The sequence below is a fragment of the Cellulomonas sp. EB106-03-03-XG116 genome, from assembly GCF_058792015.1.
Genome location: NZ_JBYTEP010000008.1, coordinates 1 through 15459 on the forward strand (window position 1 = coordinate 1; position 15459 = coordinate 15459).

The 15459-nt window shown below is 79.5% G+C and carries 8 protein-coding genes; 4 read left to right on the plus strand and 4 right to left on the minus strand.

Annotation, left to right across the window (positions count from 1 at the left end):
• Window positions 1-84 precede the first annotated feature (84 nt).
• The 3 genes from AC3WUG_RS05310 to AC3WUG_RS05320 all read right to left on the minus strand — a co-directional run bounded on the left by AC3WUG_RS05310 (window position 85) and on the right by AC3WUG_RS05320 (window position 9442).
• The gene (locus AC3WUG_RS05310; protein ID WP_492326703.1) at window positions 85-5289 is read right to left on the minus strand and encodes an SdrD B-like domain-containing protein; all 5205 of its coding nucleotides are present in this window, start codon (window positions 5287-5289) and stop codon (window positions 85-87) included.
• A 195-nt stretch (window positions 5290-5484) separates the two neighbouring features.
• Window positions 5485-8097, minus strand: a complete 2613-nt coding sequence (locus AC3WUG_RS05315; protein ID WP_492326704.1) for a helix-turn-helix transcriptional regulator — start codon at window positions 8095-8097, stop codon at window positions 5485-5487.
• Window positions 8098-8164: 67 nt separating this feature from the next.
• Window positions 8165-9442: an MFS transporter gene (locus AC3WUG_RS05320; RefSeq protein ID WP_492326705.1), complete on the minus strand. Its 1278-nt coding sequence runs from the start codon at window positions 9440-9442 to the stop codon at window positions 8165-8167.
• A 278-nt stretch (window positions 9443-9720) separates the two neighbouring features.
• Here AC3WUG_RS05320 and AC3WUG_RS05325 point away from each other — a divergent pair, with 278 nt between their 5' ends.
• Both AC3WUG_RS05325 and AC3WUG_RS05330 read left to right on the plus strand, forming a co-directional pair.
• Window positions 9721-10749, plus strand: coding sequence for a LacI family DNA-binding transcriptional regulator (locus AC3WUG_RS05325; RefSeq protein ID WP_492326706.1), 1029 nt, complete (start codon window positions 9721-9723; stop codon window positions 10747-10749).
• A gap of 124 nt (window positions 10750-10873) precedes the next feature.
• Window positions 10874-12694 (plus strand): glycoside hydrolase family 2 protein, encoded by a 1821-nt coding sequence (locus tag AC3WUG_RS05330; RefSeq protein ID WP_492326707.1) that lies wholly within the window; start codon window positions 10874-10876, stop codon window positions 12692-12694.
• On the opposite strand, the gene AC3WUG_RS05335 is transcribed toward AC3WUG_RS05330, so the two are convergent.
• A complete protein-coding gene (locus AC3WUG_RS05335; protein ID WP_492326708.1) occupies window positions 12670-13290 on the minus strand; it encodes a hypothetical protein in 621 nt (206 codons plus the stop codon). The two genes, AC3WUG_RS05330 and AC3WUG_RS05335, sit on opposite strands and share 25 nt — an antisense overlap.
• A gap of 117 nt (window positions 13291-13407) precedes the next feature.
• Here AC3WUG_RS05335 and AC3WUG_RS05340 point away from each other — a divergent pair, with 117 nt between their 5' ends.
• Together AC3WUG_RS05340 and AC3WUG_RS05345 are read left to right on the plus strand one after the other, a co-directional pair.
• Window positions 13408-14781, plus strand: a complete 1374-nt coding sequence (locus AC3WUG_RS05340; RefSeq protein WP_492326709.1) for a sensor histidine kinase — start codon at window positions 13408-13410, stop codon at window positions 14779-14781.
• A complete protein-coding gene (locus tag AC3WUG_RS05345; RefSeq protein ID WP_492326710.1) occupies window positions 14778-15440 on the plus strand; it encodes a response regulator in 663 nt (220 codons plus the stop codon). The genes AC3WUG_RS05340 and AC3WUG_RS05345 overlap by 4 nt, the downstream gene beginning before the upstream one ends.
• Window positions 15441-15459 lie beyond the last annotated feature (19 nt).

A 15459-nucleotide genomic window follows, 5' to 3' on the forward strand; every position in this document is an offset into this window, starting at 1 on the left:
CCCCCCCAGATCAGGCGCCATGTCTTGTGGGCTCGGAGGTGTGTAGAAGAGACAGGCCCGGGGGAGCGCGGCGCGCGCCGACGGTCAGCCCCGCCGGCGGGCGAGCCGGGCGCTCAGCGCCAGGCCCCCGAGGCCGAGGAGCACCGCCGCCGCCGCGGCCAGCAGGCCGGCGCTCGTGCCGGTGACGGCGAGCGCACCGCCCCCGGCGGCGACCACCACGCCGGCCACCCCGTCCGCCGGGCCACCGCCCGCACCCGGGCCCGCCGGGTCGCCCGGGTCGCCCGGGTCGCCCGGCAGCGACGGCCCGAGGACCCGGACGAGCCCCGCGTCGACCGTCGGGTCGAGGTAGTCCGCCCCGACCCCGTCCGACGGCAGCACCGGTCGCACCCGGGGCTCGCCGGCCCCGAGCACCACCTCGCGCGTCCAGCCCGCGGCGTCCGCGTCGGAGTCCTCCGCGGTGTCGCCCTGCCGGGCGGCCGTGAACCCGTACCGCCCCGCGAGCGCGCCGTCGAGGACGAACCGCACGCGGTAGGTCCCGGCCGGCAGCAGGTCGAACCCGTACCGCCCGTCCGCGTCGGTGGTGGTCGTGGCGACCGGCTCATCCGACCCGGCGGCGTACAGCCGGACGGTCACCCCGCCGACGCCCGGCTCCCCGGGGCCCTGGCGGCCGTCGCGGTCCTCGTCGAGCCACACCCGGTCGCCGAGGGCGAACGTCCGGTGCACGGCGACGCCGGCCCGGTTGGGTTCCAGCGTCTCGTGCTCAACCCCGGAGGGGGTCACGCTGGCGGTGGTGACCACCATCGTGTTCCAGGCCGGGGCGTCGACGTCCGCCGCGGCGGTGTCGTAGGCCGTCGCGGACCGGGTCCGGAACGTCGCCGTGACCGTCTCGCCGGGCTGCAGGTTCGCCGCCGAGAGGTCCAGGTCCACCCGCAGGCCGCGCACCCGGGACAGGTCGTCGACCTGGTCCGCGGGGGTCCACACGTCGGCGGCGCAGCCGGCCCCGAACGGGTCGGACGAGCGCGGGTCGCCGGTGTAGGTGCAGCTCGCGCCGTCGAGCAGGTAGGAGACGGACGAGGTCGCCCCGTCCGGCAGGCCGGTGAGCCGCAGGTCGCCGAGGTACTCGGTGGCCCACACGCTCCCCCGCGCGCTGCTGCTCTGGGACCGCGAGGTGCCGGTGTCGCCCGCGAACGGCAGCACGTCCACCAGGGTGGCGCTCGCCGTCGGCAGGTTGCCGGTGTTGGTCACCCGCAGCCGCCAGGTCTCGGTCCCGCCCGGCTGGGTGCGCACGAGGCAGGGCGTCCGGTAGAACCCGTCGGCCGACACGCACTCCTGGCCGCTCGCCGAGGTGTTCACCACCCCGGTCGGGGCGGCGCCCGGCGCGAGGTCCTCGGCGACGTCCTTGACCCGCAGGTAGTTGGGCAGCGCCACCACGTCGACGCGCGCGGTGGCCTCCCGGGTGAGCCCGCCCGCGCCGGAGAGCACGAACCGGTTGGTCAGCACGGACCCGGCGGGGGTCCCCGCGCGGACGGCGAGCGGCACCGTGACGGCCACCTGCTCGCCGGGCATGAGCCGCGTGCCGGGCGGGAAGGTCACCCGGATCTCGCCGCCGTCGACCACCACGGACGGCTCGGCCGTCGCGATCGCCGCGTCGCCCGGCGTGACCGCGACCGCGGCGGCCCCGTACGCGTCGGGGTCGTAGACGAGCTGCGGCCCGGCGGCGTCCGCGGGCAGCACGTCGGCCAGCACGGGGTCCACGACCGGCGCGGTGCCGGTGTTGGTCGCGGTGAGCCGGAACGGCAGCCGCGAGCCGGGGCCGGTCGTGGTGGTGGCGGGCGTCTTGGTGACGGTGGCGTCGACGACGCCGTCCGTGACCGTGTAGGTCGCCACGGCCGGGTCCAGCACGACGGGCGCCGGCTGGCGCTCCGCCTGCACGGTCCCGGTGACCTCGTTGGTCAGCGTCCCGGCCGGCACCTCGGCGCCGGTGCTCCGCAGGGTCGACCGCGGGCTCAGCGCGAACACCGCGGTGGGGCCCTCGAACCCGCCGACGCGGCGGTTCGCGAACCAGGACCCCGCGGGCGCCTGGAAGGTCACCCGCACCCCGGTGGCGTCGGCCGCCGACGCGCCGCCCGGCAGCGCCGCGGCACCGTCGGGCAGGGGCGGCATCGTGGTGCTGACGCCGGCCGGCAGCGCGCTGGTGACGGGCGCGGTCCACGCGCCGTCGACGCGGTACTGCACGGCGGCGGTGTAGCCCGCGCCGTCGGCCGCGGTCACCCCGGCGAGGGCCTCGAGGCCCACCAGGTCGAACGCGTCCCAGAACGCCTCGGACGTGTCCTCCAGCACGTAGGTGGCCGGCCGGCTGACGGCCTCGTCGCTGACCCGGCGCGCGCTGAGCGACAGCCGCACCGTGCGGTCCTCCGCGGCGTACCGCGTCCCGGCGTCCGGGGAGACCGACTTGGCCAGCGCGCCGTCGAGCGGCTGCAGCGCCTCCGGGTACAGCACCGTGGCCGCCTGCGCGACGTCGGCGGGGGTGCCCGGGCCGAGGTCGCCGACCAGCGTGTTGGTGAGCGTCGTCGACGGGGCCGCCTCGGCGGTGCCGGTGATCGGCACGCCGGCGCGGGTCTCCGCCCGCAGCACCGTGTCCGCGACGACGACCAGCGCGGCGCCGTCCGGCAGGGTGCCGTCGGCGCGGGCCTCCACGGACACCACGTCCGCGAGGTCCGCGGCCGACAGCGCCGCGACGGCGGCCGCCGAGCCGAGGTCGTGCAGCACGCCGCCGTCGGCGCCGCGGAGCACGACCCGCAGCGCGCCGGCGCCGGCCGGGGTCGTCACCGCGAGGCGCGTGAGGTCGACGTGCTCGAACGTGCTGCCGTCGTCGGTCGCCGGGTCCGGGTCGACCAGCCGCAGCGAGCCGACCGGGACGCCGGACACGTTCTGCACCCGCATGGTGATCCGGTTGGCCGGCCGGTCCGCGCCCGGCTCGGCGTTGTCCGCCCCGATCAGCGCGGACGCGTCCCGCCACGACTTGCTCGCGTCCACCCGGCGGATGTCCACCGGGGCGTCGCCCGGGCCGAACGTGACGGCGTCGCCGGCGTCGGACGGCCCGGTGAGCCCGGACCCGACACCGGTGCCGGCGGCCTCGACCGCCACCTCGTTCCGCAGCGCGGTCCCCGGGGCGACCGCCTCGTCGAGCGCCAGCACCAGGGCGACGCGCGGCGTGAACGTGCCGTCGACCGGAAGGGACGCGCCCGTCGGCGTGTAGACGACGCGCACGCCGTCCGCGCCCGCCGGGACGTCGAGGTCGAGCAGCGCCGCGGCGTCCGTGGTGGGCCCGGCGAGCGGGGCCCAGGTGCCGCCGGTGCGGACCAGGACCTCGGCGCGCGAGCCGGCCGGGACCTGGACGGAGCCGACCCGGTCGAGCGCGGCCGCGTCCCAGAGCGTCGACCCGGCGTCCCCGCCGGCGGCGTCCTCGATCACGAGCGACCCGACCGGGACGGTGGTGTCGGCGGAGACCCGGCCAGTCAGCGTCGCGACGAGCTCCTGCCCGGGCGCGCCCGGCAGCGGGGCGCCCTGCACCTGCTGGGTGAGCGTCTTGCTCGCGGTGGTCACGACCTGGCGCGGGAGCACGGTGAGCCGCGCGGACGCGGTGCGCTCCGCGGCCGGCGTGCCGTCCGCGGCCTCGCCGTCGACCGCCACCTCGTTGGTGAACGTCCGCACCGGCGACCACGCGGCGTCGGTGGCGACCCGGAACGGCACGGTCGCCGCGGCGCCGGGCGCGAGCGTGCCGCGGTACTCGACGACGAAGCCGGTCACGACGGCACCGGCGGGCGGCGCCGGCCAGGTGGTGACCCCGCCGGCCGGCGGCGCCACGTCGACGGGGGCGCCGGCCCCGGTGCCGAGGAACGTCACGGTCGCCCCGGTGGCGCCGGCGGGCCACGCGGCCGCGTCGACGGCGCCCGAGCCGTCGGTGCCGAACCCGTCGAACCCGAGCAGCCCGGCCGCCGGCTCGCCGAGCGGGCCGGCCCCTGCGGTGGACGGCTCCGCCACCCGCAGCACGGACAGCTCCGTGTTCGAGGCGTTGCGGGCGGTCAGCCGGACGACCGACGGCTGCCCGGCCACCACCTCCGCGCGGGCCGCGCCGTCGAAGGTCTTGCCGGCCGCGACCTCGACGGTGACCGGGTTGATCTGGAAGGTCGCCGAGGCGGTGCCGGTCGCGTCGCCCCGCGGGGTCGTCAGCGCCGCCGAGGCGGTGTTGGGGACCCGCGTGGTGGCGCCCCGGTCGGCCGTGCCCGCCTGCCCGAGCACCAGCGCGACCGAGCCCGCGGCCCCGCCGGCGATGATGGTGCCCTCGGCCGCGCCGTCCCCGGCGAACCGCAGCACGACGCCCGAGACCGTGGCGAGGTCCACGCCACCCGCGTCCAGCGCCGCGCCGGGCGCGAACGGGCCGACCGTGACGGTGCCGCCCGGCGTGGTCAGGTCGACCGCGACCGACGTGGCGCCCTCGGGCGCCGTCCAGGCACCCAGGCCGCGGAGCACCAGCGGCGTGCCGGGGCCGAACGCGGCCGGCGTGCCGGCGGCCGGGTCCGCGACGGTCAGCGCCGTGGCCGCGACGGGCGAGGTGTTCTGCGCGCCCAGCGTCACGGTGACGTCGCCGGGGTCGCCCGCGACCTGGTCGGCCGGGGCGACGCGCTTGGTGACCGCGACGCTCGGGGTCACCGGGACGACGACCCCGACGGTCGCCGGGGCGCTCACCGGGTCGGCGTTGCTCGCCGTGACGGCGGCGGTGTTGGTCACCGACCGGCCGTCCCAGGACAGCGGGGTCCCCGCCGGCAGCGTGGTGCGGAGCAGGACGCTCACGCTCTGCCCGGCCGCGAGGCCGACGACGCCGGGGTGGCTGGGGTCCGTCTCGCGGAACGCCACCCGGGCGGTCCCGCCGGTGACGGACACGACCGCCTGGCCGGTCTGCTCGGCCTGCACCGTGACCCCGTCCGCGTCGAGCACGAACGGCTCCGGCACGGCGTCCTCGAGCGCGACGTCGGCGCACATCGCGACGATCGACTCGCAGGTCACCTCGACGGTCCACGTCACGCCGTCGCCCGGCCGCGCCGTGGTCGCCGACGCCGTCTTGCGCACCGCCAGCGTGCCGCGGTCGCCCTCGGCCGCGCTCGCCGCCTGCGGCACGGCGACCGCCAGCACCGCGCTGACCAGCAGCAGCGCCACCACCGTCGCGAGCGCCGTCAGCCGCTCCAGCATCCCCCGTGACGCGCCGCGCGCGCCCCATCCCCAGCTCATCCCCGTACCCATCCCTCGACTGCGCCGGCGGAACGGGCGCGGTCGCGCGCCCTGGTCCGGCGGATCGGGGATCGGGAGAGCGGACGGGGCCGGGGAGGTGAGGACCGGGGTGAAAGGCCGCGACGGCCCGGCGGGCCGCGGGCCGGGTCGGCGATGGGCCCGCGCGGGCGGGACGGCCCCGCGGGGGGCCGCGCGTCAGAGCAGGCCGAGCTCCCGCAGGCGCGCGACGGCGTCCGCGCGGTTGCGGACGCCGAGCTTGCGGTAGGCGGTCCGGGCCTGGGACTTCACGGTGTTGTGCGAGACGTGCAGCCGGGTGGCGACCTCGGCCAGCCCGGCGTCGTCCGCGAGGTGCCGGAGCACGACGAGCTCGCGCTCGGTGAGCCCGGAGCCCGGGGCGACGTCCGGGACCGGCGCCGGCAGTCCGGAGAGCACCGCGAGCGCGTCGGCGGTGGCGGCGTCGGGCGCCCCCAGCGCGGCGACCGCCGCGCGCTCGGCCGGGCTCACGAGCAGCCAGCCCGTCCGCGAGCCGCCGACCGCGACCACGGCGCACGCCTCGCGCAGCGCCCGGGACGCCACCTCCCGGTGCGCGTCGAGCCGGGCCGCCGCGTCGTCGCCCGCATCGCCCGCGGCGCCGCGCACCTCCGCGCCCGGCGCCGTCGCGGCCGCCAGCAGGAACCGCCGGGCCGCGCGCAGGCGCGGTCCCTCGTCGGGCAGGTCCGGTGCCGCGAGCAGCGCCCGCGCCTCGTCCCGCCGCCCGACGGACAGCAGCAGCCGCCCCCGCGCGACCCGCACCGCGGCGTGCGGACCGCGGACCGGCTCGAGGAGCTGCAGACCGCGCTCGGGCTGGCCCGCGGCGAGGGCCAGCACCGCCCGGGACGCGGCGAGCCGCGCGCGCCAGTACCCGGTGGTCGGGGCGCGCCGGCCCCGGTGCAGCGCCGACGCGAGCGCCTCCTCGCCGGCGACCGCCTGCCCGAGCAGCAGGTCGGCCGTCGCCCGCGCCTCCGCGAACGCCGGCCAGAACTCGTTCGTCCGCAGCTCGTCGGCCAGGTCGTCCAGCAGCGCCACCGCGGCAGCCGGGTCGCCGTCCTCCAGGGCCAGGTGGACGCGCCCCAGGTCGAGCGGCGACCGTCGGTAGGCGGTCTCGGGGCGGCGGGGCGGCTCCGTGGCCGCGGCGGCGGCGACCGCCGTGCGCGCCCCGGCCACGTCGCCCTGCACCGCGAGGAAGCCGGCCGCGAGCGCCTGCGCCGTGAACGCCCCGAGCGAGCCGGTCCGCTCGTGCGCCAGCCCGCCCGCGGCCACCGCGAGACCCCGCTCCACGTCGCCGGCCGTGAGCAGCGACGTGCCGAGCTGCCGGTGCAGCAGCGCCCGGAGCCCGTCGACGGTCGCGTCCGCCCCGGGCGGCGTCGCGGCGAGGTGCTCCACGGCCGCGAGCGCCGCCGTCCGGGCGCGGCCCCCGCGGCCCAGCAGCCGCATCGCGACGCTCTCCGCGGAGCGGAGCACCGCGCGCTCCGCGGTGCTCGCCCGCGGCAGGTGCAGCACCGCCCCGCCCGCGGCGACGGCGAGCCACTCCAGCGCGCGCGCCCGGTGCTCGGCCCGGGTGTTGTGCAGCAGCGCGAGCAGCAGCGCCAGCGCCGGGCGACCGGCGACCGCGGTCCGGGGCAGCCGCTCCAGCACCCGGATCGTGTCCTCCGCGCTCGTCCGCTGCCCGGCGCCCCAGACGCGCATCACGACGGTCGTCACCAGGTCGACGTCACCGGTCTCGGCCGCGGCGTGCAGCGCCGGGTAGTACCGGCCCGCCTCCAGGCCCCAGTCGACGACGGTGCGGAGCAGCCCGTCGACGGCCTCGGGCTCCGCGCGCTCGAGGTCGGCGCGCAGGGCCGCGCGGACCACCGGGGTGAGCCTCAGCTCCGGCCCGTCCGCCGCCGGGGCGCTGCCCGGGACCGCGGCCGCCTCCTCCCACGCGCCGAGCCCGTCGCGCTCGAGCCGCGCGAGCAGCGCCGCCCCGCCGTCCCCCGCGAGGGCGTCGGCGAGCGCGGGCGGCACCGTCGCGGCGACCGAGACCCGGCGCGCCGCCGCGAGGACCGCCTCGTCGCCCGGGTCGCGCTCCAGCACGGCCCGCACCCCGCGGGCCGCGACGTCGACCAGGTCGCGGTGCGACGCCGTGCGCAGGTCGACGGTCCCGGCCGCGGCGGCGAGGGCGACCGTCCGCACCAGCACCCCGAGCCCGTCGCCGGCCTCGCGCACCCGGTGCGCCGCCGCCGGGTCCTGGCCGGCGCGCGCGAGCACGTCCGCCACCTCCGCGTCGTCCAGCCGCAGCTCGTCCGGTCCGAGCGCCACCGCGTCCAGCCGCAGCGAGGCGGCGGCGAGCAGCCGGTCCTGCGCCGAGCGGGTGGTGACCGCGACGTGCAGCAGGTCGGTCCCCGCCAGCACCTCGACCAGGTCGTCGTCGACCCGGGGCGAGGAGATCGCCTCGTACCCGTCGAGCACCAGCAGCACCCGCCCCGACATCGCCCGGAGCGCCCGGACCACCTCGGCCGCGACCCCCCGTCCCCCGCGCCGGACGGCCCCGCGCGCCGCGTCGGCGGGCCCGTCGGCCAGCAGCCCGGCCCCGGCGACCTGCTCGAGCAGGGCGGACCACGGCTCCGGGCCGGCGGCCTCGGCGTCGAGCCAGACGACCGCGCGACCCGCCGGCACGCCCTCGCGCACCCAGGACGCGAGCAGCAGGGTCTTGCCCGCGCCCGCGGGACCGTGCAGGACCGCGAGGGACGCGTCCGGGTCGAGCAGGGCGAGCGGGCGCGGTCGCGGCACCGCCCACGTCGGCACGCGCGGCACGCCCCGGGGCGCCGGGGCGGCGGGAGTCGCGGGGATCACCGGGTCACCGGCCGCTCCGTGCCGCCGCGGCCAGCGCCACCGCGCAGGCCAGCACCGCGAGGACGGCGGGCGCCTCCGGCCGCAGCCCGTAGGCCGAGGTGGCCAGCAGCGGCCCGAGCACGAACGTCGCCGCGTTCCCGGCGTTCACGAGGCCGGCCACGTCGCCCTGGCTGCCGGGCCCGACGGCGACCGACGCCGCCGACGTGCACCCCGCCGCCGCGCCGCCCACCGCGGCGCCGAACACCGCCGCGACCCCGACGAGCACGGGCGCCGGCACCGGCACGAGGTAGACCGCGAGCGCCGCGAGGGCGACGGCCGACCCCACCCGCACCAGCCGCCAGGGCGCCCACCGCAGGCGGGGCACCAGGAGGCCCTGGGTCAGCATCGACCCCAGGCCCGCCGCGAGCAGCAGCGCGCCGGTCAGCGCCGTGGCGGGCGCCGGGCGCAGGCCGTACCGGTCCTGCACGAGGAAGCCGACGCTGCCCTGGACCAGCGCGAGCGCCAGGAACACCGCCACCGAGGCGACGACCGCCGCCCGCACCCCCGGGACGGCGAGGCCGCCGAGCCGGGCGGCGCGGGGCCGGTCGGCGCCGGACCGGTCGGGCGCGACGCCGGCCGGGGCGTCCACCGCGGCGCCCCGGTCCCCGAGCCGGCGGCCGGCCGCGAGCACGACGACCACGACGCCGACGAGCAGGACCACCGTCGCGAGCACCGGCACCGCCGTGCCCAGCCCCGCGAGCGCGGCCGCGAGCCCCGCGCCGACCGCCGTCGCGAGCCCCCGGACGGCGCCCGCGCGGGCGATCCAGCCGACCCGCTCGGCCTCGGTGCGGGACCGGGCGACGAGCACCACCTGGGCGGCCGGCCCGGCGGCGGCGACGGCGGCCCCGATCCCCAGGCCCCGCGCGACGAGCAGCAGCGCCCAGGCCCAGCCGGCGTGGGCGGGGCCGGCGGCGAGCACCAGGGCGACGACCCCCGCCCCCAGCGCCCCGGCCAGCACCGCGGCGAGCAGCACCGGCCGCGGGCCGCGCCGGTCGGCGCGCCGCCCCCACCACGGGCTCGACAGCACGACCACGGCGGCGGACAGCGACGTCACGGCGCCCGCCTGCCAGTCCGCCAGCCCGAGCTGCCGGGTCAGCGCCGGCAGCACCGCCGCGGTCGCGACCTGGGCCACCCCGACGGCGCCGAGGGCGAGCAGCGCGACGACCGCCCCGCCGCGGCGGGCCCCGGCGGCGGTCCCCTCCTGCGGCGGGACCGCGACGGACGGCATGGGGCGCGACGGCACAGCCGCACCCTACCGACGCCCGCAGGTCGTCTCGCCCCGGCGCCCACGCCCCGACCAGCCCCGGCGCCCACGCCCGCGACCCGCCACCCCGCGCTCGGCACCCGCCACCCCGCGACCCGGCTTGCTCGCCGAGGGAGTACCCGACGCGTCGAGCGAGCAGACGGCGGCTACCCCCTCGACGCGTCGGCTACCCCGTCGCGCACGGGCGGGGCCGGTGGCGAGGGCGGGGCCCGCGGGGCCGGCGGGGCCGCGCGGGGCGCCGCGCTAGGGTGCCCCGCATGGCGCGCAGGGCGGCGGTGACGCTGCAGGAGGTGGCCCGGGCGGCGGGCGTGTCCCCGCGCACCGTGTCGAACGTCGTCACCGGCTACCCGCACGTCGCCCCCCGGACCCGCGCGCACGTGCAGTCCGTCATCGACCGGCTCGGCTACCGCGCGAACGCGGCCGCCCGGTCGCTGCGCACCGGCCGCACCGGCCTGCTGGGCCTCGTCGTGCCCGCACTGGACCAGCCGTACTTCGCCGAGCTGGCCCGCGCCGTGGTGCGCGAGGCGACCCGCGCCGGGTTCACGGTCGTCGTCGACCAGACGGACGGCGACCCGGACCGCGAGCGCGAGCTGCTGCTCCGCGGCCCGCGCGGCGCGCTGTTCGACGGCCTGGTGCTCAGCCCGCTGGCGCTGACGCCGGACGACCTGGCGGCGGCGGACCCGGACCGGCCCGTGGTGCTGCTGGGCGAGCGGACCGTCCCGACCTCCTTCGACCACGTGCACATCGACAACGTGGCCGCGGCCCGCGACGCGACCGCCCACCTCGCGGCGGCGGGCCGGCGGCGGATCGCGGCGATCGGGCTCGAGCCGGGCGCCGCCGCCCGCACGGGACGCCAGCGGGAGGCGGGCTACCGGCTCGCGCTGGCGGACGCCGGGCTGCCCGCGGACCCGCGGCTCATGCGGTACGTCGACGCCTACGAGCGCTCCGCCGGGTTCGCCGCGATGTCCGCCCTGCTGGACGAGGACCCGCGGCCGGACGCGGTGTTCTGCTTCACCGACGTGCTGGCGGCGGGCGCGCTCCGCGCGTGCCTGACCCGCGGGGTCCGGGTGCCGGACGACGTGGCCCTCATGGGGTTCGACGACGTCGAGGAGGCGCGGTTCGCCACGCCGTCGCTGTCCTCGGTGCGGCCGGACCGGGACGCGATCGCGCGGGCCGCGGTCGGCCGGCTGGTGACGCGGGTGCAGCTCGGCGAGGAGGCCGGGCCCGCCCAGGACGTGACGGTGCCGCACGCGGTCGTCGGCCGGGAGTCGACCGCCGCCTCCTGACCGCCGCGTCGCACGCGCCCCGGCACCGACACGCACCGCGACGTGGCGTGACGCGCGCGTTTGCCACGTGGCAACATGGCGGTGCGCGACCTGGCCAGCACTCCCGCGACCCCGAAGGACCGCCATGACGACGACGTCAGCAGCCGACCGCGGCCTGCACCCCCGCCCCCAGCTCGTCCGCCCGGACCGCTGGTGGTCGCTCGACGGGCCGTGGGCCTTCGCGTTCGACGACGCCGACGCCGGGCTGCGCGAGCGCTGGCACGCCCCGGACGCGGCCGGCCGGTTCGACCGCGAGATCGTCGTGCCGTTCCCGCCGGAGTCGACCGCCTCAGGGATCGGGGACCACGGGGACCACGCGGCGCTCTGGTACCGGCGGGCGTTCGCGGCGCCCGCGGACCTCGGCGCGGGCGCGGGCGCGGACCGGCTGCTGCTGCACCTCGGCGCGGTCGACCACGAGGCGGACGTCTGGGTCGACGGCCGGCACGCCGTCCGGCACGAGGGCGGCCAGACGCCGTTCTCCGTCGACGTCACCGACCTGCTCGACCCGGCGACCGCGCCCGACGCGCACGTCGTGGTGGTGCGCGCGACCGACGACCGCACCGACGTGGAGCAGCCCCGCGGCAAGCAGGACTGGCAGCCCGAGCAGCACGCGATCTGGTACCACCGGACCTCCGGCGTCTGGCGGACGGTGTGGCTGGAGCGGGTGCCGGCGGTGGCCGTGGCCGACGTGGCCTGGCGGCCGGACGTGCCCGGCGGCCGGATGACGGCCCAGGTCCGGCTCCGCGCGACCGCCCCGGCGGGCAGCCGGGTGCGCATCCGGCTGACCCGGGCCGGGGAGGACCTGGGCGCGGCCGAGGTGCCGGTCGAGGGGTCGGTCGCCGACGTGTCCGTCGCGATCCCCCGGCAGGCCAACGGCCAGCTCTACGAGCGGCTGCTCTGGTCGCCGGACAGCCCGGTGCTGATCGACGCGGAGGTCGTCCTGCTCGCGGCGGACGGCGCGGAGCTCGACCGCCTGGAGTCCTACTGCGGCCTGCGCTCGGTCGCGGCCGAGGGCGCGACGCTGCTGCTCAACGACCGCCCGTTCTACCTGCGCTCCGTGCTCGAGCAGGGCTACTGGCCGGAGTCGCACCTCACCCCGCCGAGCCCGGACGCGCTGCGCGCGGAGGTGCAGCTGACCAAGGACCTCGGCTTCAACGCGGTCCGGGTGCACCAGAAGGTCGAGGACCCGCGCTACCTGTACTGGTGCGACGTGCTCGGGCTCGCGGTGTGGTCGGAGACGGCCGGCGCGTACCGGTTCAGCGACGAGGCGGTCGCCCAGCTGACCCGCGAGTGGCTGGACGTCGTGCGGCGGGACGTGTCGCACCCGTCGATCATCGCCTGGGTGCCGTTCAACGAGTCGTGGGGCGTGCAGCACGTCGCGCACGACCCCGCGCAGCAGGCGTACAGCCGGGCGCTGACGGAGCTGACCCGCGCGCTCGACCCGACGCGCCCGGTCATCTCCAACGACGGCTGGGAGCACACGTCCTCCGACCTGCTCACGGTGCACGACTACGCCGACAGCGGCGCCGTCCTCGGCCCGCGGTACGCCGACGCGGCGGCCGTGGCGGAGGCGCTCGACGGCGTCGGCCCCGCCGGGCGGCGCATGTGGGTGGGCGGCCCGGCGCCCGAGCCGGGGACGGTCCCGGTGCTGCTGACCGAGTTCGGCGGCGTCTCGTACGCGCCCGGCGCGCCCGAGGGGTCCTGGGGCTACTCCGAGGCCCGGTCGACCGAGGACCTGGAGGCGCGGCTGTCCGACATCGTCGGGGCCGTCCGCGCGTCGACCGTGCTGCAGGGCTACTGCTACACCCAGCTCACCGACACGGGCCTGGAGACCAACGGCCTGTGCGACGAGCACCGGAACCCCAAGCTCCCGCCGGAGACCTACCGCCGGATCTTCGCGGGCTGAGCGCCGTCGCCCGCGCGGGGCTCCTCCTCGCGCCGCGCGGGCGTCAGCGTCTCCCACACCGGGCCGAACACCAGCCACCCGACCAGGACGACCGTCGCCCGGCCGCCCCAGCCGAGCAGCACCTCGCGCTGCTGCGCCGCGGCCTCCCCTGCACCCGAGGAGACCAGCAGCAGCACGCCGAGCACGGCCCACGCGACGGCCCAGGCCAGCAGCACCCGCAGCCACAGCGCCCACTCGTACCGGACCCGCACCGGGCCGTGCTTCGGCGGCCGCACCGGCTCGGGGCCGCCGAAGAACCGGTGCGCGACCCAGGCGTCGACGGCGTGCACGGTCCGCTTCCCGAACGCGACCGTGAAGCCGAGGTACAGCGCCGCGAGCCCGTGGGTCCACGTCGCCTCGCTGCCCCGGAGCAGGTCGCCGACCGTCGCGACGACCAGCACCACCTCGAGCAGCGGCTCGCAGAGCAGCAGCACCGTCGACAGGCGGCGGCGCCGGAGCACGTAGCGCGCCACGACCGCGGCGGCGAGGAACACCCAGAAGGCGACCTCGCAGGCGACGACGAGCAGGGCGACGGGATTCTCGCGCAGGGCGTCCATGCCGGGCAGCCTCCCCGCGCGGCGGGGGCGCGGTCGTCGGCCGTCCGCACGATCCCGCGGGCCGGGGTCGTCCGTTCGGAGGACCCGCCCGGGGGACGTCCGTGCTGGGATGGCCGCATGCCTCCGCGACGACCCGCCCGGTGGCCGCGGCTCGACGACCGCGGCGTCGCCCTGGTGTACCTCGGCGTCGGGCTGCTGCTGCTCGGCCTCGGCGTCACGAGCACCGCCCCCGCGGCCGACGGACCGGCGGCGGACGCCCTGCACGCCGCGCTCCTGGTGGTCGGCTGCGCCGCGCTCGCCGCCAAGCGCCGGCACCCGCTGGCGGTGCTGCTCGTGGCGACCGGCGCGTTCGCCGGGAGCCTGGTCGCCGGCGGCTCGGTCGGCCTGCTGCTGGTGCTGTGGGACGCGCTGTACTCGGCGGGGGTGCACCTGCCGGCGCGCGGCCGGCGCGGGCTCGTCGCCGTGGTGGCCGTGCTGACGACCGCGGCGGCGGTCGCGGGCGGCGTCCTCGGCGACGGCCTCCGCGACGCCGCCCAGGCGCTGCTGTTCGCCGCCGCCGTGCTGGTCACGCCGCTGTGGTGGGCGGCCGACGTGCGGATCCGGACGGAGTCCGCCGCGTTCGAGGCCCGCCGCGCCGCGCTGGAGCGCCGGCAGGCCGACCTCGCGCGGGCGCACGCCGCCGACGTCGAGCGGATCGCGGACCTCGACCGGGATGCCGCCGTGCGGGAGGAGCGCGCCGCGATGGCCCGCGACCTGCACGACGTGGTCGCCTCGCGGCTGTCCGCGATCGCGATCCACGCCGAGGCGGCGCTCGCCGGGGCCCCGGAGGCCGGGCGCGACCGGGCCGCGCTCGGCGCCGTCCGCGCGGAGGCGGTCGCGTCGCTCGCCGAGATGCGGTCGATGGTGCTCGTGCTGCGCGGGGGCGGGGGCGACCCACCGGCCGGGGCGGCCGCCGGGCTGGACCGGTTGCCCGACCTGGTCGCCGACGCCGAGGGCCGGGGCCTGGACGTGCACCTCGCCGCTGGGCCGCTGCCTGCGCTGCCGGCGGTGGTCGACCAGGCGGCCCACCGGATCGCGGCCGAGGCGCTGCGGAACGCCGCCGCGCACGGGCCCGCCGGGGGGCGGGTCGACGTGCGGGTGGCCGCCGACGACGACGCGCTGGAGGTGGAGGTCGTGAGCGCGCTCCGGCCTGCGGGCGGCGCGCGCGCGGACGACGGGGCCCCCCGCGACGCGGGCGCCGGTGACGCGGGCCGGGCCGGCGGACCGCGCCGGGCGGCCCTCGGGTCCGCGACCGGGCTGCTCACCATGCGCGAGCGCGCGCGCTCCCTCGGCGGTGACGTGACCGCCGGGCCCGACGGCGCCCGGTGGCGGGTGCGGGCGGTGCTGCCGCTCGGCGACGCGGCCCCCGCAGCCGGGCCCGCCGGGCGCGCCGGGCCCTCGACGACCCGCGTCACCCCCGCCCCCGCCGACCCGACCGTGGCCGCCCGATGACGGTCCGCGTCCTGCTCGCCGACGACCACGGCGCCATCCGCGCGGGCCTGCGCCTCATGCTCGACCAGGCGCCGGACATCACGGTCGTGGGCGAGGCCGCCGACGGCGCCGCGGCCGTCGCGAACGCCCGCGCGCTGCGTCCCGACGTCGTGCTCATGGACGTCCGGATGCCCGGCACCGACGGCATCGAGGCGACCCGCCGGGTGGTCGCCGAGGGCCTCGGCGCCGTCGTCGCGCTGACGACCTTCGACCTCGACGAGCACCTCTTCGGGGTGCTGCGCGCGGGCGCCGTCGGCTTCCTGCTCAAGTCGGTCGGCGCGGCGGAGCTGGTGGACGCGGTGCGCCGGGTCGCCGCAGGCGAGGGCGTGCTGGCGCCGGAGGTGACCCGCCGGGTGCTGGCCGCGTCGGTGGCCGCGCCCGAGGGACCCGCGCCCGGCAGCGGGCCGGTGGCGCCGCCCGGGCTCGACCTGCTCACCGCCCGCGAGCGCGAGGTCCTGGTGCTCCTCGCCGGGGGCCGGTCCAACCAGCAGGTCGCCGACGCGCTGACCGTGTCCGAGACCACCGCGAAGACCCACGTCAGCCGGGTGCTCGCCAAGCTCGGCTGCCGCACCCGGCTCGAGGCCGCCGCGCTCGCCCACCGCGCCGGCCTCGTGACCTGAGCCACACCCGCCCGGTTGC

Excerpts from the sequence above, each read along its gene's own strand:
- AC3WUG_RS05310 (WP_492326703.1), bottom strand. The coding sequence starts at position 5,289 with ATGAGCTGGGGATGGGGCGCGCGCGGCGCGTCACGGGGGATGCTGGAG.
- AC3WUG_RS05325 (WP_492326706.1), top strand. The coding sequence starts at position 9,721 with ATGGCGCGCAGGGCGGCGGTGACGCTGCAGGAGGTGGCCCGGGCGGCG.
- AC3WUG_RS05330 (WP_492326707.1), top strand. The coding sequence starts at position 10,874 with ATGACGACGACGTCAGCAGCCGACCGCGGCCTGCACCCCCGCCCCCAG.
- AC3WUG_RS05335 (WP_492326708.1), bottom strand. The coding sequence starts at position 13,290 with ATGGACGCCCTGCGCGAGAATCCCGTCGCCCTGCTCGTCGTCGCCTGC.
- AC3WUG_RS05340 (WP_492326709.1), top strand. The coding sequence starts at position 13,408 with ATGCCTCCGCGACGACCCGCCCGGTGGCCGCGGCTCGACGACCGCGGC.
- AC3WUG_RS05345 (WP_492326710.1), top strand. The coding sequence starts at position 14,778 with ATGACGGTCCGCGTCCTGCTCGCCGACGACCACGGCGCCATCCGCGCG.